The 17,292-nt window shown below is 41.0% G+C and carries 17 protein-coding genes; 13 read left to right on the top strand and 4 right to left on the bottom strand.

All coding sequences use genetic code 11. The features are described from left to right. The first annotated feature begins 24 nt into the window (after positions 1 to 24). The 5 genes from murD (at position 25) to pyrE (ending at position 5,359) form a co-directional block, all read left to right on the top strand. A complete protein-coding gene (gene murD, locus ACORHT_RS07460) occupies positions 25 to 1,377 on the top strand; it encodes a UDP-N-acetylmuramoyl-L-alanine--D-glutamate ligase (protein WP_434349895.1) in 1,353 nt (450 codons plus the stop codon). Position 1,378: 1 nt separating this feature from the next. Then, positions 1,379 to 2,437 (top strand): UDP-N-acetylglucosamine--N-acetylmuramyl-(pentapeptide) pyrophosphoryl-undecaprenol N-acetylglucosamine transferase, encoded by a 1,059-nt coding sequence (locus ACORHT_RS07455; protein WP_434349894.1) that lies wholly within the window; start codon positions 1,379 to 1,381, stop codon positions 2,435 to 2,437. Positions 2,438 to 2,446: 9 nt separating this feature from the next. Then, positions 2,447 to 3,730, top strand: a complete 1,284-nt coding sequence (locus ACORHT_RS07450) for an FtsQ-type POTRA domain-containing protein (RefSeq protein WP_434349893.1) — start codon at positions 2,447 to 2,449, stop codon at positions 3,728 to 3,730. A gap of 256 nt (positions 3,731 to 3,986) precedes the next feature. After that, positions 3,987 to 4,688, top strand: a complete 702-nt coding sequence (pyrF, locus tag ACORHT_RS07445) for an orotidine-5'-phosphate decarboxylase (protein WP_315639691.1) — start codon at positions 3,987 to 3,989, stop codon at positions 4,686 to 4,688. A gap of 38 nt (positions 4,689 to 4,726) precedes the next feature. Continuing rightward, the gene (gene pyrE, locus ACORHT_RS07440) at positions 4,727 to 5,359 is read left to right on the top strand and encodes an orotate phosphoribosyltransferase (RefSeq protein ID WP_434349892.1); all 633 of its coding nucleotides are present in this window, start codon (positions 4,727 to 4,729) and stop codon (positions 5,357 to 5,359) included. Positions 5,360 to 5,526: 167 nt separating this feature from the next. On the opposite strand, the gene ACORHT_RS07435 is transcribed toward pyrE, so the two are convergent. The 4 genes from ACORHT_RS07435 to ACORHT_RS07420 are packed head-to-tail and all read right to left on the bottom strand — an operon-like array spanning position 5,527 to position 8,488. Further along, positions 5,527 to 6,393 carry a cysteine ABC transporter substrate-binding protein gene (locus ACORHT_RS07435; protein ID WP_434349891.1) on the bottom strand — a complete coding sequence of 289 codons (867 nt, stop codon included), beginning with the start codon at positions 6,391 to 6,393 and terminating at the stop codon, positions 5,527 to 5,529. Between the two features lie 18 nt (positions 6,394 to 6,411). Beyond that, the gene (locus tag ACORHT_RS07430) at positions 6,412 to 7,170 is read right to left on the bottom strand and encodes an amino acid ABC transporter ATP-binding protein (protein ID WP_434349890.1); all 759 of its coding nucleotides are present in this window, start codon (positions 7,168 to 7,170) and stop codon (positions 6,412 to 6,414) included. Further along, a complete protein-coding gene (locus ACORHT_RS07425) occupies positions 7,171 to 7,848 on the bottom strand; it encodes an amino acid ABC transporter permease (RefSeq protein WP_315639685.1) in 678 nt (225 codons plus the stop codon). Continuing rightward, the gene (locus ACORHT_RS07420; RefSeq protein ID WP_248034761.1) at positions 7,808 to 8,488 is read right to left on the bottom strand and encodes an amino acid ABC transporter permease; all 681 of its coding nucleotides are present in this window, start codon (positions 8,486 to 8,488) and stop codon (positions 7,808 to 7,810) included. Before ACORHT_RS07420 ends, ACORHT_RS07425 begins: the two co-directional genes overlap by 41 nt. Before the next feature lie 204 nt (positions 8,489 to 8,692). Between ACORHT_RS07420 and ACORHT_RS07415 the strand changes: the two genes are divergently transcribed. The 8 genes from ACORHT_RS07415 (at position 8,693) to ACORHT_RS07380 (ending at position 17,231) form a co-directional block, all read left to right on the top strand. Next, entirely contained in the window at positions 8,693 to 9,088 is a 396-nt protein-coding gene (locus ACORHT_RS07415; protein WP_434349889.1) for a CopY/TcrY family copper transport repressor, read from the top strand. A gap of 10 nt (positions 9,089 to 9,098) precedes the next feature. Then, complete coding sequence (locus ACORHT_RS07410; RefSeq protein WP_004252344.1) at positions 9,099 to 9,470, top strand: cupredoxin domain-containing protein; 372 nt, start codon at positions 9,099 to 9,101, stop codon at positions 9,468 to 9,470. 9 nt (positions 9,471 to 9,479) lie between these two features. Next, a complete protein-coding gene (locus ACORHT_RS07405) occupies positions 9,480 to 11,702 on the top strand; it encodes a heavy metal translocating P-type ATPase (protein ID WP_434349888.1) in 2,223 nt (740 codons plus the stop codon). Positions 11,703 to 12,026: 324 nt separating this feature from the next. Beyond that, entirely contained in the window at positions 12,027 to 13,802 is a 1,776-nt protein-coding gene (spxB, locus tag ACORHT_RS07400; RefSeq protein ID WP_315639680.1) for a pyruvate oxidase, read from the top strand. Positions 13,803 to 14,056: 254 nt separating this feature from the next. After that, positions 14,057 to 14,404, top strand: a complete 348-nt coding sequence (locus ACORHT_RS07395; protein WP_434349887.1) for a VOC family protein — start codon at positions 14,057 to 14,059, stop codon at positions 14,402 to 14,404. Between the two features lie 363 nt (positions 14,405 to 14,767). Beyond that, positions 14,768 to 14,935, top strand: coding sequence for a hypothetical protein (locus tag ACORHT_RS07390; protein ID WP_414316182.1), 168 nt, complete (start codon positions 14,768 to 14,770; stop codon positions 14,933 to 14,935). A 112-nt stretch (positions 14,936 to 15,047) separates the two neighbouring features. Beyond that, a complete protein-coding gene (locus ACORHT_RS07385) occupies positions 15,048 to 15,626 on the top strand; it encodes a DUF3592 domain-containing protein (RefSeq protein ID WP_281334795.1) in 579 nt (192 codons plus the stop codon). Between the two features lie 165 nt (positions 15,627 to 15,791). Next, entirely contained in the window at positions 15,792 to 17,231 is a 1,440-nt protein-coding gene (locus tag ACORHT_RS07380) for a 6-phospho-beta-glucosidase (RefSeq protein WP_434349886.1), read from the top strand. Positions 17,232 to 17,292 lie beyond the last annotated feature (61 nt).

Genomic DNA, 17,292 nt, shown 5'->3' with positions numbered 1-17,292 from the left:
AAGAGTAGAAATGGAGTTCTAGATATGAAACGAATTGATCAATTTAAAAATAAGAAAGTATTAGTCCTCGGTTTAGCCAAATCTGGTGAATCTGCAGCTCGTCTTTTAGACAAGCTAGGTGCCATTGTGACGGTTAATGATGGCAAGCCTTTTGAGGAAAATCCAGCAGCGCAAAGTCTCTTGGAAGAGGGCATCAAGGTTGTCACTGGTGGACATCCTTTGGAATTATTGGATGAAGAGTTTGCCCTCATGGTAAAAAATCCAGGAATTCCTTATAGCAATCCGATGATTGAAAAAGCGCTAGAAAAAGGTATTCCAGTCTTGACAGAGGTTGAGTTGGCCTATTTGATTTCTGATGCACCGATTGTTGGTATTACTGGTTCTAATGGTAAGACTACGACCACAACCATGATTGGTGAAGTTCTGACTGCTGCAGGACAAAATGGGCTTTTATCAGGTAACATTGGTTATCCTGCTAGTCAAGTGGCTCAAACTGCCACAGATAAGGACACCCTTGTCATGGAACTTTCTTCTTTCCAATTAATGGGAATCCAGGAATTCCATCCTGAAATTGCTGTTATTACAAACCTGATGCCAACGCATATTGACTATCACGGTTCTTTTGAGGACTATGTGGCAGCCAAGTGGAATATCCAAAGTAATATGACAGCAGCTGATTACCTAGTATTGAACTTCAACCAGGGATTAGCTAAAGAGCTTGCGACAAAGACAAACGCGACTGTAGTACCATTCTCAACCCTTGAAAAGGTTGACGGAGCTTATCTTGAAGATGGTCTTCTTTACTTCCGTGGTGAAAAAGTCATGGCAGCTGATGAAATCGGAGTTCCTGGTAGCCACAATGTGGAAAATGCTCTTGCAACCATTGCTGTAGCTAAACTTCGTGGTGTGGACAATGAAATCATCAAGGAAACCTTGTCAGCCTTTGGTGGTGTGAAGCACCGTCTCCAATTCGTAGATGAAATCAATGGGGTGAAATTCTACAACGATAGTAAGTCAACTAATATCTTGGCAACTCAAAAAGCCTTGTCAGGATTTGATAATAGCAAGGTTGTCTTGATTGCGGGTGGGTTGGACCGTGGAAATGAGTTTGATGAGTTGGTTCCAGACATCACTGGTCTTAAGAAAATGGTCATCCTCGGTCAGTCTGCAGAGCGTGTCAAACGTGCAGCGGACAAGGCTGGTGTGGCTTATGTGGATGCAACAGATATTGCTGATGCAACTCGTAAGGCTTATGAAATTGCGGAAGAAGGAGATGTGGTTCTCCTCAGTCCTGCTAATGCTAGCTGGGATATGTATGCCAACTTTGAGGTACGTGGAGATCTTTTCATCGACACTGTAGCGGAGTTAAAGGGATAATATGAAAAAAATAGTATTTACAGGTGGGGGAACGGTTGGACACGTTACCCTCAACCTTTTGTTAATGCCTAAGTTCATCGAAGATGGCTGGGAAGTCCACTATATTGGTGATAAAAATGGGATTGAGCATCATGAAATTCTCAAGTCAGGTTTAGATGTTACCTTCCATTCGATTGCAACAGGGAAATTGCGTCGTTATTTCTCATGGCAAAACATGGTTGACGTCTTTAAGGTTGCTTTTGGAATTCTTCAATCGCTCTTTATCATGCTTCGAGTTCGTCCACAAGCCCTCTTTTCTAAGGGTGGATTTGTATCTGTTCCGCCTGTTATTGCAGCGCGAGTATGCAGAGTACCAGTCTTTATCCATGAGTCTGACCTCTCTATGGGATTGGCCAATAAAATTGCCTATAAGTTTGCGACTAAGATGTACTCTACTTTCGAGCAGGCGTCTAGTCTCACTAAGGTAGAGCATGTAGGAGCCGTGACCAAGGTTTCTGGACCAATTATGGAAGAGCCTGAAGAAATGGTGGATATCCGAACTTCTTTCAATGATAAGCTACCAACTCTTCTTTTCGTCGGAGGTTCTGCTGGTGCGCGTATCTTTAACCAATTAGTTACAGACCACAAGGAAGAGCTGACTAGTCGTTATAATATCATCAACCTAACAGGGGATGCTAGCTTAAATGAACTAAGTTCAAACCTCTACCGTGTTGACTACGTGACTGAACTCTATCAACCGCTCATGAATATGGCTGATGTAGTCATCACTCGTGGTGGTGCCAATACTATTTTTGAACTTCTTGCCATGGCTAAATTGCATGTCATTGTCCCTCTAGGGCGTGAAGCTAGCCGTGGAGATCAGATTGAAAATGCGGCTTACTTTGTGAAAAAAGGCTATGCTGAGGAGTTGCAAGAGGGCGATTTGACCTTGTCAACTTTAGAAGAAAAAGTAAGCAAGCTTTTGACCCACAAAGAAGACTACCAGAACACGATGAAGAATTCTCATGAATTAAAATCTGTGGCGGATTTTTATGCGCTACTAAAAAAAGATCTATCATAAGGAAAATCGATGTCAAAGGATAAGAAACAAGAGCCAACGCAAGGCAAGGAATTGTCAGAGTGGCAAAAACGAAATCAAGAATATCTTCGAAAAAAGGCTGAAGAAGAGGCCAACTTAGCTAAAGAAGAAGCCAAGGGAGATTCAGGCAAAAAGGAAGTTTCAATAACTTCTGATGCAGAAACTAGCTTATCAGAGTGGCAGAAGCAGAACCGTGAATATCTGCGTAAAAAGGCTGAGGAAGAGACCAAGGAAGAACAAGAGTCAGATATATCCGAAAATACAGAGGAAGCAACGGAAGTAGATCCTAATAGCGAAGAACAGAAGGAGCTTATAGCAGATGAGTCCTCGTCTGAACTTGAAGAGGAAGCAGCTGAAGCAGAACAAGTGGAAGACCAGGCCGAAGAATCAGAGGCAGCAAAAGTAGAAAAGGTAGAAGAAAAGAAGGTTAAAACCAAGAAAAAGGCTACCAAGCCTTCTATTCCTAGAGTTCATATCTGGCGTGCTGTTACGATTCTAATCCCGAGTTTGCTTTTCTTGGTCTTTTCGATCTATCTCTTGACGCCCTTCTCAACTCTGAAAAACATAGAAGTCACTGGGACAGTAGAGACCAATGCAGATCAAATCAAAGAGGCTTCAGGGATTCGTGATAGTGACTATACCTTTAGTCTACTTCTCAATAAAGACAAACATGCTGAGATGATTAAGTCCAATCACTGGATTGAATCTGCTAGCATTCACTATCAATTCCCGACCAATTTCACCATCCAGGTCAAGGAATACGGGATTGTAGCCTATTATGTTTCTGGCGAGGACCATTATCCAATTCTTTCCAGTGGCACAGTTGAAACTAGTCCAGTCAGTCTCCTTAGTTTGCCAGAAACCTATCTATCTGTACTCTTCAACGATGAGCAGCAAGTAAAGACCTTGATTGCCCAACTGGCTGATGTTAGCCCAGAGATTAAGCAAGCGATCAAAACGATTGAATTGGCTCCAACTAGTGTAACCAGTGATCTTCTCAAGATTACCATGTATGATACGGATGAAGTTTTGGTTCCTCTATCAGAACTAGGTAAAAAATTGCCTTACTATAGTAAGATAAAACCACAATTAACAGTACCAAGTGGTATTGATATGGAAGTTGGGATCTATAGTTATAGCTTGACGGATAAGGCACTTGAGGAGGAGAGAATCAAGGCCAAAGAAGAGGAAAAGAAAAAGCTGGAAGAAGAGAAGAAAAAACAAGAGGAACAGGGTAATCAAAACCAAACAACTCAACAATCACAGAGTCGCTAAGCTTGAGAGTATTCTATCGGCTTGATTGTGAGTCTTGGCTTTAAAGTCCTTCGGATACTAGTTTTTACTTGACAAGTCTCGCTTTAAATAATAGAATAGTAAAAAACCTTTAAAGCAGTCCAGAGAGGCAGCTAAGGTTAGACGGTGAAAGGGTGGATTCTACCCATTTTTCGTGGAACCTTGCTGTTGGCAGGTTCCTTTTTTCTAGTTATTTTGAAGGAAGCTGGGCTGATAAGAAAGATAAGAGGAGAAACACATGCGTGAAAGTCGCCCGGTCATAGCTCTGGATTTTCCAAGTTTTGAAGAAGCCAAGGAGTTCTTAGCCCTATTTCCAGCAGAGGAAAAGCTCTATGTCAAAGTAGGAATGGAAATCTACTATGCAGTAGGGCCTGAAGTTGTCCGTTATTTGAAATCATTAGGACATAGTGTCTTTTTGGATCTCAAACTGCATGATATTCCCAATACAGTCAAATCAACCATGAAAATTTTATCGAACCTAGGAGTTGATATGACCAATGTGCAGGCAGCAGGTGGGGTTGAGATGATGCAGGCAGCGCGTGAAGGATTGGGAGACAAGGGAATTCTCATAGCGGTGACCCAATTAACCTCAACCTCGGAAGAACAAATGCAGGAGTGTCAAAATATCCAAACCAGCCTCCAAGAGTCTGTTATCCACTATGCCCAGAAAACAGCTGAAGCTGGTCTAGATGGAGTCGTTTGCTCGGCTCAAGAAGCCAAGCTTATCAAACAAGCAACTCATGAAGACTTTATCTGTCTGACACCAGGGATTCGCCCAAGAGGGACAGAAGCAGGAGATCAGAAACGGGTAGTAACCCCAGGAGAAGCATACCAAATTGGCAGTGACTACATCGTAGTTGGCCGTCCGATTACGCAAGCAGCTGATCCAGTCGCAGCCTACCATGCCATCAAAGAAGAATGGACACAAGATTGGGTTTAAAAAGAAGATTCATTTAACACTATAAAAAGGAGCACACCATGACACTTGCTAAAGATATTGCTAGCCATCTATTGAAAATTCAAGCCGTTTACCTCAAGCCAGAAGAACCCTTTACTTGGGCATCAGGTATCAAGTCACCGATTTATACGGACAACCGTGTGACACTTGCTTATCCAGATACTCGTAGCTTGATTGAAAATGGTTTTGTGGAAGCCATCAAGGCAGAATTCCCAGAGGTAGAAGTGATTGCAGGAACAGCGACTGCAGGCATTCCGCATGGTGCCATCATCGCTGACAAGATGAACTTGCCATTTGCCTATATCCGTAGCAAACCAAAAGATCACGGAGCAGGCAACCAAATCGAAGGCCGTGTAGCCCAAGGGCAAAAAATGGTCGTTGTTGAAGATTTGATTTCAACTGGTGGCTCAGTTCTTGAGGCCGTGGTTGCTGCCAAGCGTGAAGGAGCAGATGTTCTGGGTGTTGTAGCTATTTTCAGCTATCAACTAGCAAAAGCAGATAAAAACTTTGCGGATGCTGGTGTCAAACTGGTGACTCTTTCAAACTATAGTGAGCTGATTCACCTAGCCCAAGAAGAAGGCTACATCACACCAGAAGGACTTGACCTTTTAAAACGATTTAAAGAAGACCAGGAAAATTGGCAAAATGCTTAAAAAATAGAAAATCAGGTAGTCGCTAGGATTACCTGATTTCTTTTTGTGATTTCATTGGATGTTATACTCAATGAAAATCAAAGAGCAAACTAGGAGGCTAGCCGCAGGCTGTACTTGAGTACGGCAAGGCGACGCTGACGTGGTTTGAATTTGATTTTCGAAGAGTATTAGTCGACTTTTCCACCTTCAACAACCAGGTCATCTGCTTTAGCAGCATCACCGTAGGTTGGTTGAAGTGTTTTTTCATAAGCCTTGTGGAAGAAGTTTTCCTTACCTAATTTTTCGATTTCTTGGTTGATGTAGTCGAGTAGTTCTTGGTTACCTTTTTGAACTGCTGGTGCGATGGTATCTGGGTTACCTAGAGAGGTAATTCCTACTTCAAATCCTTTATTTTCAAGCGCCCAAGCTAGGACTTCAGTATTGTCAGTAGAAAAGGCATCTCCACGTCCGTCAAGAAGGGCTTGATAGGCATCGCTATATTGGTCATATTTTTGAAGTTTTACTTCTGGGTGATTTTTATCAAAGTAAGTTTCAGCAGTCGTTCCTTTTGTAACAATCAAGGTTTTGCCTTCAAGTTGCTTAACATCTGTAATTAGACCAGTCTTAGGTGACACAACACCGAGAGAAACTTTCATGTAAGGAAGGGCAAAGTCAACTTGTTTCTTACGTTCGTCAGTAACTGTAAAGTTAGCTAGGGTGATATCAACCTTGTTAGAAATCAAGTATTCAGCACGGTTGGCAGCATCGACAGAAACGTATTTGACCTTTACACCAAGGTCTTGTGCTAATTGGTTACCAAGTTCGATATCGTAACCTTGGTAAGAACCGTCGTTGTCAACATAACCAAACGGTTTCTTGTCTCCAAATACCGCGATTCGAAGTTCACCACTTTTCTTAATTTCATCAATGGTACGAGCTTTGGCAGTTGCCTTAGTAGATGAAGCATCAGAGCTTCCGCCTGAACTACAAGCTGTGATGAAGATAAGCGCAAATGCTAGGGCAAAAACAGTTAGAATTGGTTTAAGTAGTTTCATAATAATCTCCTTTATTGATTATAGATATGAGCCAAACTGGCTAAAGTCAAAGACGTTTAAAAATTCTTGTGCTCGTTTGGTTTGTGGATTTGTGAAGAATTCTTGAGCAGTTCCTTCTTCAGCAATCTTCCCTTGGTCAAGGAAGATAATGCGGTCCGCAATGGCTTGGGCAAACTGCATTTCATGGGTTACCAGAATCATGGTACGCCCTTCTTGAGCCAAGTTATTGATGAGTTCCAAAACCTCACGCACCATTTCTGGATCCAGTGAAGCCGTTACCTCGTCAAAAAGAATGATTTCTGGATGCATGAGAAGGGCACGAACGATAGCAACCCGTTGCTTTTGTCCACCAGATAATTGGCGAGCAAAGCTATGTTGTTTATCTAGAAGTCCGACACGTTCTAGTAGTTGCAGAGCTTCTTCGGTAACTTCTTTTTTGTCTCTCCCTTGAGCCTTGATAGGGCCTAGGATGAGGTTTTGAAGGACATCCAAGTGAGGAAAGAGTTCATAACTTTGAAAGACCATGCCAATCTTTTGACGAACTAGGTGAAAATCTTTTTTATTTTCAACGATGGACTGACCATCCAGTAGGATATCTCCTCCTTGAATACTTTCTAAACCATTGAGGCAGCGAAGTAGCGTGCTTTTACCACAACCAGATGGTCCTAGGATGACGACCACTTCTCCCTTTTTAATATCTAAAGAAAGTCCTTGGAGGATTGGATTGTCTCCGAAGGATTTTTTTAGTTCCTTGATTTCTAAAATAGTTTCAGACATTTAGTTCCTCCAATGTTTTTCTAGATGAGTAGATAGTTTGGAAATAGGGAAGCAAACTGCGAAATACAAGACTAGGATGGTTCCATAAATCCAAAAGGAAGCTGTTGGGATAGTCAAACGATTGCTATCGATGATTTGTTGTCCAACCTTGGTAACTTCAACAACCCCAATCAAAACAACCAAGGAAGTTGTTTTAATCATCCGAGTGACAAGGTTGATGGCTTGTGGAAGTAATCTTCTCAAGACTTGTGGGATGATGATATGGTAGTAGAGTTGCACTTTAGTTAAACCAAGCGCTTGTCCGCTCTCAAACTGATGTTTTGGGAGAGAAGTAATGGCTCCACGAACCAAGTCTCCCATCTCAGCTGTTCCCCAAAGAGTGAAAACGATAATAGCAGAAGTCTCACCTGAGATATTGATATTAAAGTTTCGAGCCAAACCAAAGTAAACGATGAAGAGAAGCACTAGCTGCGGCATAATCCGGATAAATTCTAGATAAAAACGTGTCAAGAAGCGAATCACTCTAGAATGAGAAGTCATGATAATTCCCATCACCGTTCCGAAAATCATGGATAAGAGGACAGACAGGATAGAAATCCCAATCGTGACTCCCAAACCTTGTAAGATTCTCAGGAGATTATTTCCCTGAAAGAGTACTTGCATTCCCGAATCCTGCATGACGGAGCCTCCTTTCTATCCAACTAAAGACTAGTGAAATAGGTAGCAACATGATAAGGTAAGCAACCACCAACATGGCTAGTGCGATATCTGTTTCATAGTAGAGTCCTATCAAATCCTTAGCAACATACATAAGGTCAGCAAGGGCAACCGCTGAAAAGACAGAAGTTTCCTTGATGAGGAAAATAACATTGGCACTAAAGGATGGTAGAGCAACCGCAGTCGCTTGTGGCAGAACCACGTAGCGAAAGACCTGGAATGGTGTAAGCCCAATGGCTAAACCAATCTCATGCTGGGTTTGACTGACAGCTTCTAGTCCACTTCGGAAGGATTCCGCCATGTAGGAACCACCTAAAAAAATCAGTCCCAGTGTTGCACAGACTTCTGAAGAAAGAACAATCCCAATACGTGGAAGACCGAAGTAGAGAAAGAAAAGTTGTATCAAAAGGGGTGTATTTCGTGATAGCTCGATATAGGCTGTTGCCAACTGTGAAAAAACAGGAAGGCGGTAATGCCGGATGACGCTGACGATGAGCCCCAGCAAAAAAGAACCTAGAATTCCCCAAACTGCAATATGCAAGGTCAAAAAGAATGCCTCTTGATAAAGTGGTAGATATTGTTCAACAATAGACCAATCCAAACTAAAACCTCCCATCTAGAAATGATAAAAACATTGTAGCATTAAAAATCTGCTTTGGATAATATGTATTTTCTATCACAATGATAGACAAAATCTATTGGAAAGAGAAATTTTAAAATTTTTAGGAAATTTAGTTGACAAATGTAGATTTTAAGAGTATACTGATGATTGTAATTGACAAATGTAGATTTTGGAGGTGTACTGATGCAGATTTCGGATGCAGAATGGCAGGTCATGAAGATTATCTGGATGCAGGGAGAACAGACTAGTACTGATCTCATAAAAGTATTAGAGAAAAGGTTCAGTTGGTCCAAATCCACGATCCAGACACTCTTGGCTCGTTTAGTGGAGAAAGAATGTTTGACTCGAGAAAAACAGGGCAAGTCCTTTGTGTATTCGTCCCTTTTAACTCCAGATGATAGTAGGGGCTTAATGGTTCAGGATATCAAAGACAAGCTTTGTTCTCGCAGAATAAAGCTCTTACTTGCCGATTTGATCAAAGAATGTGATTTTACTCTAGCTGACTTGGAAGGCTTGGAAGAAGTGATTTCAAAGAAAAAAGCAAGTGCTGTAACAGAAGTAAGATGTAATTGTATGTAAAGGAGACGCTATGTTAAATCTATTTGTATCTATTGTTGTTTTAGGAATGATTGCTTTTATCCTCTTTTGGTTTTTCAAAAAACCGCAAGAAGATGCTAAGAGAGCCCAGCAAAAAAATGGCTATCAAGAAATTCGAGTGGAAGTCATGGGGGGCTACACTCCAGGAACCATTATCCTCAAAAAATCGCAACCTGCTCGTATTATTTTTGATAGAAAAGACCCGTCACCTTGCTTAGACCAAATCGTTTTCCCAGACTTTGGTGTGCATGCAGATCTACCTATGGGAGACCAATATGTGGTTGAAATCACTCCTGAAGAAGCAGGTGAGTATGGTTTCTCTTGTGGCATGAATATGATGCACGGTAAGATGATTGTAGAATAGGAGAATGATATGACCGAAATTGTAAAAGCAAGTCTTGAAAATGGTGTTCAAAAAATCCGTATCACGGCAGACAAAGGCTACCATCCAGCCCATATTCAACTGCAAAAGGGGATTCCTGCTGAGATTACCTTTCACCGTGTGACACCTTCAAACTGTTATAAGGAAATTCTGTTTGAAGAAGAAGGAATTCTAGAACCAATCGCTCAAGACGAGGAAAAAGTCATTCGCTTTACGCCTCAAGACTTGGGCGAGCATGAATTTTCATGCGGCATGAAGATGCAAAAGGGGAGTTATACTGTAGTTGAGAAGACTCGAAAATCTCTATCACTTTTACAGCGTTTTTGGATTACTAGTATCTTTACTGTGCCTCTTGTGATTCTCATGATTGGGATGTCGACAGGAGGAATTAGTCACCAAGTCATGCGTTGGGGCACCTTTTTAGCCACAACACCCATTATGCTGGTAGCTGGAGTTCCATATATCAGAAGCGCCTGGGCTAGTTTTAAAAAGCACAATTCCAACATGGATACCTTGGTTGCTCTGGGAACCCTAGTGGCCTATTTCTATAGCTTAGTTGCCCTCTTCACTGGTCTGCCCGTTTACTTTGAAAGTGCTGCATTTATCCTCTTCTTCATTCTTTTGGGAGCAGTTTTTGAGGAAAAAATGCGAAAAAATACTTCGCAGGCAGTCGAAAAATTATTAGACCTACAAGCAAAGACAGCAGAGGTTTTGCGTGATGATGTTTATGTTCAAATCCCTCTAGAACAAGTCAAAGTTGGGGATCTCATTCGCGTTCGACCAGGTGAAAAAATTGCCGTTGATGGGACTGTGTTAGAAGGTGAAACGAGTATTGATGAATCAATGGTGACTGGGGAAAGTATTCCAGTCGATAAATCAGTTGGAGATGCTGTTATTGGGTCAACTATCAATAATAGTGGTACGATCATCTTTAGAGCTGAAAAAGTTGGTTCTGAGACTATGCTGGCTCAGATTGTGGACTTTGTGAAGAAAGCTCAAACGAGTCGTGCTCCTATTCAAGATTTGACCGACAAGATTTCAGGGATTTTTGTACCAGCAGTTGTCATTTTAGGACTTCTTACTTTTTGGGTCTGGTTTGTTTTCCTAGGAGAAAGCTTTGTGACGTCACTTCTCTACGGAGTTGCTGTTTTGATAATTGCCTGTCCTTGTGCACTAGGACTTGCGACACCGACAGCACTCATGGTTGGAACAGGACGAAGTGCCAAGATGGGGATTCTTCTCAAAAATGGTACAGTTCTACAGGAAATCCAAAAAGTTCAAACGGTTGTTTTTGATAAGACAGGAACCTTAACCGAAGGGAAGCCGGTAGTGACAGATGTTATCGGTGATGAAAGAGAAGTGCTAAGTTTGGCTGCTTCACTGGAAGATGTATCTCAACACCCGCTAGCTCAAGCTATTGTTAATCGTGCATCTGAACTAGGAATTAGCCTTTACCCAGTGGAAAACTTCCAAGCCTTGCATGGAAAAGGTGTGACTGGGATTATTAATAGTAAACAAGTCTTGCTTGGGAATGCCAAACTCTTAGCTGATCTTGCTATTCCACATGATTATCAAGAACGATTTGATTTGCTTGAGAAAGAAGCGAAAACAGTTGTCTTCTTATCAGTAGATGGTGAACTAAAAGGCTTAATTGCCTTGCAGGATGTCCCTAAGGAAAATGCTCGAGAAGCTATTGCTAAATTGAAAAAACGTGGCCTTAGAACGGTCATGCTTACCGGAGATAATGCTGGAGTAGCGCATGCGATTGCAGAGCAAATTGGAATCGAAGAAGTGATTGCAAATGTCTTGCCAGAGGAAAAGGCACATGAAATTCACAAGCTTCAAAAGAATGGCAAATTGGCCTTTGTCGGCGATGGCATCAATGATGCGCCGGCCCTCAGTGTAGCGGATGTCGGAATTGCCATGGGCTCTGGGACAGATATTGCTATCGAATCAGCAGATCTTGTCCTTACAACCAACAATTTACTAGGATTGGCACGTGCTTTTGATATGAGTAAGAAGACCTTTAATCGTATTCTACTCAATCTTTTCTGGGCTTCTATCTATAACCTCATTGGTATTCCGATTGCAGCAGGAGTTTTTTCAAGTCTTGGTTTGGTGCTCAATCCAGAACTTGCAGGATTAGCCATGGCCTTTAGTTCAGTCTCTGTTCTGATCAGCTCTCTCATGCTTAATTTTACTAAAGTCGATTAATACTCTTCGAAAATCAAATTCAAACCACGTCAGCTTCACCTTGCCGTACTCAAGTACAGCCTGCGGCTAGCTTCCTAGTTTGCTCTTTTATTTTCATTGAGTATAAAAAGGCGGTCTTAACCGCTTTTTTTGCTATTCTAAAACAGATTTTCAAAACGTTTTCAATCTGTACTGTAATAGAGAATGAAAGTTTCTGAGCACATTCTTATGAAACTATAAGTAAATGTGATAAATTAGGAGTGTAAATTTACTGAATCGTTTTCAAAAAACATATAAAAGCGCTTTTATTATTCATCAAATTAACTTTTAAGGAGAGTTATCATTATGACTCAAGGGAAAATTACTGCATCAGCAGCAATGCTTAACGTATTGAAAACATGGGGCGTAGACACTATCTACGGTATCCCATCAGGAACACTCAGCTCACTTATGGACGCTTTGGCTGAAGACAAAGATATCCGTTTCTTGCAAGTTCGCCACGAAGAAACAGGTGCTCTTGCAGCGGTTATGCAGGCTAAATTTGGCGGTTCTATCGGTGTTGCAGTTGGTTCAGGTGGTCCAGGTGCGACTCACTTGATCAACGGTGTTTACGATGCAGCTATGGATAACACTCCATTCCTAGCGATCCTTGGATCACGTCCAGTTAATGAACTCAACATGGATGCTTTCCAAGAATTGAACCAAAACCCAATGTACAACGGTATCGCTGTTTACAACAAACGTGTAGCTTACGCAGAGCAATTACCAAAAGTGATTGACGAAGCTTGCCGTGCTGCCGTTTCTAAAAAAGGTCCAGCCGTTGTTGAAATTCCAGTAAACTTTGGTTTCCAAGAAATCGACGAAAACTCATACTACGGTTCAGGTTCTTACGAGCGTTCATTCATCGCTCCTGCTTTGAACGAAGTTGAAATCGACAAAGCTGTTGAAATTTTGAACAACGCTGAACGTCCAGTTATCTACGCTGGTTACGGTGGTGTTAAAGCTGGTGAAGTAATCACTGAATTGTCACGTAAAATCAAAGCCCCAATCATCACAACTGGTAAAAACTTCGAAGCTTTCGAATGGAACTACGAAGGTTTGACAGGTTCTGCTTACCGTGTTGGTTGGAAACCAGCCAACGAAGTGGTCTTTGAAGCAGACACAGTTCTTTTCCTTGGTTCAAACTTCCCATTTGCTGAAGTATACGAAGCATTCAAAAACACTGAAAAATTCATCCAAGTGGATATCGACCCTTACAAACTTGGGAAACGCCACGCCCTTGACGCTTCAATCCTTGGTGATGCAGGTCAAGCGGCTAAAGCTATCCTTGATAAAGTAAACCCAGTTGAGTCTACTCCATGGTGGCGTGCAAACGTGAAGAACAACCAAAACTGGCGCGATTACATGAACAAACTCGAAGGTAAAACTGAGGGTGAATTGCAATTGTATCAAGTTTACAATGCAATCAACAAACATGCTGATCAAGACGCTATCTACTCAATCGACGTAGGTGACACTACTCAAACATCTACTCGTCACCTTCACATGACACCTAAGAACATGTGGCGTACATCTCCACTCTTTGCGACAATGGGTATTGCCCTTCCTGGTGGTATCGCTGCTAAGAAAGACAATCCAGATCGCCAAGTATGGAACATCATGGGTGACGGTGCATTCAACATGTGCTACCCAGACGTTATCACAAACGTTCAATACGACCTTCCAGTTATCAACGTTGTCTTCTCAAATGGTAAATATGCCTTCATCAAGGACAAATACGAAGACACAAACAAACACTTGTTTGGTTGTGACTTCCCTAATGCTGACTATGCGAAAATCGCTGAAGCGCAAGGTGCTGTAGGGTTCACTGTGAACCGTATCGAAGATATCGATGCAGTTGTTGCAGAAGCTGTTAAATTGAACAAAGAAGGTAAAACTGTTGTGATCGATGCTCACATCACTCAACACCGTCCACTTCCAGTAGAAGTACTTGAATTGGATCCAAAACTTCACTCAGAAGAAGCTATCAAAGCCTTCAAGGAAAAATACGAAGCTGAAGAGCTTGTACCATTCCGCCTCTTCTTGGAAGAAGAAGGATTGCAATCACGCGCAATTAAATAATTCCTCTCGACGAAAATCAAAGATAAATTTGTAGACTTTATTCTGAGATTCACTTCCGACGATTTCATCATTGAAACCTTAATTTTCAATGATGGAATCTAGTGCGGAGCCTAGAAAAAGTCCCAAAGGATTTTTCGTAGTTTGATGAGCAAAGATTTGCCATCAAACTTGGTTCCGCCTTGTTTATTCTTTGATTTTCATAGAGAGAAACTTAAAAGATCGGAGTCATCCGGTCTTTTTATGGAGGATAGTAAATGAATTTAAATCAATTAGATATCATCGTTTCAAATGTTCCACAAGTCTGTGCTGACCTGGAGCGTATTTTGGATAAAAAAGCCGATTATGTTGATGACAGTTTTGCTCAGTTTACGATTGGCAGTCACTGTCTTATGTTGTCCCAAAATCATTTGATTCCTATAGAAGATTTTCAGTCAGGCATCATTCTTCACATCGAGGTTGAGGATGTAGACCTGAACTACAAACGGTTGAAAGAGCTTGGTGTCGAGATTTTACACGGTCCTTGTGAAACGGATTGGGGGACAGAGTCCTTATTAGTTAAAGGTCCTGCTGGTCTAGTGCTTGATTTTTATCGAATGAAATAGGTCGCTTAATCATTTGAAGCTAACCACAATGATTCTTAATACAGAATGTGAGAATATGAACTATTGAAAGATCGGAGCCATCCGGTCTTTTTTATATAAAGAACTTGCATATAAATGGTTGACAGCGCTATCCTGAAATCTTATAATAAAAATGTAACTGATGTGGAAAGGAGAAATATTTTTAAATAGATATAGTAAGAGGGCTTCTTTATTTTATTAGGAAGAGAGAGTGAAGATGGCGTTCAGTTTACCGCTCGACTTTATGGTTCTGGGAAACCTTACAATTGTCACATAATGACCAATGAACCTTGAGATTGAAAGTATCTCCATGAATGGACGCGAATAGATATTAGGAGAAAAGAGATGCAAAAAAAGGATATTTATTTAATCTGTATTACCATGATTATCTGTTCAATTATTCTAGGATTGATTATAGGTAGTTTTATTCTTCGTGGTCTGGAAGATATTGCTGCAATAATTAACCATGGCTTGCTGACAATCAATCAATCGATTAATAGTATGAGGTATTAATTTTCTTACATTTTGATGACTGAAAAGATCGGAGCCATCCGGTCTTTTTTTTCTTGTTTTTTCTGTTAAATTTGTTAAAATAGCTTCATAACAATGTTCTAAGGAGAAAAATATGCCAACAACTTTCTTTCTATTAATTGGCTTAATGATGTTAGGATTTGCTGCCTTCACCTATTTTATGTTTTCCTATTTTATATTTAGTAATTATAGCAATGCCAAGAGGTGTACCGAAAGAACGGAAGGAGTTATTATCCGATATTCCTATGCTCTTTATAATGGGATTAGTCTCCCAGTTGTTGAATACACTGTTGATGGAAACCAATACAAGGTCGTAGGGCCTAAATTTCTATCTGCTATTTCAAATACAATCAGTACTCCCTTAGGTTCAATCGTATCTGATGTAAAAACGGATAATTTTGAAAATGGTGAAATTCCACAAGTTTTAAGATACAAAGTTAAGGGTAATAGTTTTTTGTCTTTTACAAAATCTCCTCTTAAGGAACGCTTTCCAATTGGTGGAAAAGTTGCTGTTTATTATGATCCTAAAAAACCAAAACATTCCTATGTAGAAAGACCACTAAGACCTGGGCGATATGCATGGTTGGCAAAATGTTTTATCTATCTCAATGTTTTTATTATGGTTGCTCTAGCTTTCTTTATCATGTTCATTCTTCCAAATCTTATGAAATAAAGCAGTTTTGTATACAAACTTCAACTACCTTATTTGGCTTCTATGTTCATCGTAGAAGCTTTTTTATAAAGAAAATGCTTTTCTTAAAACATTTTTTGGGCTATTTCAGCTTTATTTAAATGTTTGATAGTATAATAGTAGTACTAAATCATGTGAGGTAAAGTGATGACAGAAATACTACAATTTCCAGAGGGCTTCCTTTGGGGTGGTGCTACGGCAGCTAATCAATGTGAGGGTGCCTATAATTTAGACGGTCGTGGGTTGGCCAATGTTGATGTTGTTCCAATCGGTAAGGACCGCGAAGCCATTATCACAGGTCAGAAAAAGATGTTTTCTTTTGAGGAGGGCTATTTTTATCCAGCCAAGCAAGCTATTGATATGTACCATCATTACAAGGAAGATATTGCCCTTTTTGCGGAAATGGGCTTTAAGACCTATCGACTTTCCATTGCTTGGACTCGGATTTTTCCTAAGGGCGACGAAAGCGTGCCAAATGAAGCTGGTCTAGCCTTTTATGAGGATTTGTTTAAGGAATGCCATAAGTATGGGATCCAACCTCTGGTAACCATCACGCATTTTGACTGCCCCATGCACTTAATTACTGAGTATGGTGGTTGGCGCAATCGTCGTATGTTGGACTTTTATGAGAATCTCTGTCGCACACTCTTTACCCGTTACAAGGGTTTGGTCAAATACTGGCTAACATTTAATGAAATCAACATGATTCTCCATACCCCCTTTATGGGAGCTGGTCTCTGTTTTGAAGAAGGTGAAAATCAAGAACAAGTCAAATACCAAGCAGCTCACCATGAGTTGGTAGCTTCAGCTCTAGCGACTAAGATTGCCCACGAAATTGACCCGGAAAACAAGGTTGGATGTATGTTGGCTGCAGGGCAATACTATCCTAACACAGCCCATCCGAGAGACTACTGGGCAGCCATGGAGGAAGACCGCAAGAGTTACTTTTTCATTGATGTTCAAGCGCGTGGGGAATATCCAAGCTACGCTAAGAAGCAGTGGGAGCGTGAGGGGATTGAGATTGAAATGACGGCAGAAGATTTGGTTTTGTTGAAGAACAATACTGTTGACTTTGTTTCCTTCTCTTACTATGCAAGTCGAGTGGCCTCAGGTGATCCAAAAGTTAAAGAATTAACAGCTGGAAATGTTTTTGCCTCTCTCAAAAATCCCTATCTAGAATCCTCAGAATGGGGATGGCAGATTGATCCGCTTGGGCTTCGTATTACCCTCAATGCCATCTGGGATCGTTACCAAAAGCCCATGTTCATCGTAGAAAATGGTCTCGGTGCTATTGATACACCGGATGAGAATGGTTATGTAGCAGATGACTATCGGATTGATTACTTAGAAGCTCATATCAAGGCTATGCGAGATGCCATTTACCAAGATGGAGTTAACTTGCTTGGTTATACGACTTGGGGTTGTATCGATCTAGTTTCAGCTGGAACAGGCGAAATGACCAAGCGCTATGGCTTTATCTATGTGGATCGTGATAATGGAGGTCATGGAAGTTTCAAACGTAGCAAGAAGAAATCCTTCTACTGGTACAAGGATGTCATTGCCAGCAATGGTGCAAGCATTGAGTAGAACACATTTATTCACTATTTTTACAAAATCTTCTCCCTACTTTATAAGATGTGAAAAAGAG

It is taken from the genome of Streptococcus sp. KHUD_014 (assembly GCF_051106275.1).
In the GTDB taxonomy this organism is placed as follows: domain Bacteria; phylum Bacillota; class Bacilli; order Lactobacillales; family Streptococcaceae; genus Streptococcus.
This window is presented reverse-complemented; position numbering and strand designations above follow the sequence as displayed.

Bases quoted from the DNA above. Each gene is read 5' to 3' on its own strand.
- murD (WP_434349895.1), top strand. From the start codon at position 25: ATGAAACGAATTGATCAATTTAAAAATAAGAAAGTATTAGTCCTCGGT.
- ACORHT_RS07455 (WP_434349894.1), top strand. From the start codon at position 1,379: ATGAAAAAAATAGTATTTACAGGTGGGGGAACGGTTGGACACGTTACC.
- ACORHT_RS07450 (WP_434349893.1), top strand. From the start codon at position 2,447: ATGTCAAAGGATAAGAAACAAGAGCCAACGCAAGGCAAGGAATTGTCA.
- pyrF (WP_315639691.1), top strand. From the start codon at position 3,987: ATGCGTGAAAGTCGCCCGGTCATAGCTCTGGATTTTCCAAGTTTTGAA.
- pyrE (WP_434349892.1), top strand. From the start codon at position 4,727: ATGACACTTGCTAAAGATATTGCTAGCCATCTATTGAAAATTCAAGCC.
- ACORHT_RS07435 (WP_434349891.1), bottom strand. From the start codon at position 6,393: ATGAAACTACTTAAACCAATTCTAACTGTTTTTGCCCTAGCATTTGCG.
- ACORHT_RS07430 (WP_434349890.1), bottom strand. From the start codon at position 7,170: ATGTCTGAAACTATTTTAGAAATCAAGGAACTAAAAAAATCCTTCGGA.
- ACORHT_RS07425 (WP_315639685.1), bottom strand. From the start codon at position 7,848: ATGCAGGATTCGGGAATGCAAGTACTCTTTCAGGGAAATAATCTCCTG.
- ACORHT_RS07415 (WP_434349889.1), top strand. From the start codon at position 8,693: ATGCAGATTTCGGATGCAGAATGGCAGGTCATGAAGATTATCTGGATG.
- ACORHT_RS07410 (WP_004252344.1), top strand. From the start codon at position 9,099: ATGTTAAATCTATTTGTATCTATTGTTGTTTTAGGAATGATTGCTTTT.
- ACORHT_RS07405 (WP_434349888.1), top strand. From the start codon at position 9,480: ATGACCGAAATTGTAAAAGCAAGTCTTGAAAATGGTGTTCAAAAAATC.
- spxB (WP_315639680.1), top strand. From the start codon at position 12,027: ATGACTCAAGGGAAAATTACTGCATCAGCAGCAATGCTTAACGTATTG.
- ACORHT_RS07395 (WP_434349887.1), top strand. From the start codon at position 14,057: ATGAATTTAAATCAATTAGATATCATCGTTTCAAATGTTCCACAAGTC.
- ACORHT_RS07390 (WP_414316182.1), top strand. From the start codon at position 14,768: ATGCAAAAAAAGGATATTTATTTAATCTGTATTACCATGATTATCTGT.
- ACORHT_RS07385 (WP_281334795.1), top strand. From the start codon at position 15,048: ATGCCAACAACTTTCTTTCTATTAATTGGCTTAATGATGTTAGGATTT.
- ACORHT_RS07380 (WP_434349886.1), top strand. From the start codon at position 15,792: ATGACAGAAATACTACAATTTCCAGAGGGCTTCCTTTGGGGTGGTGCT.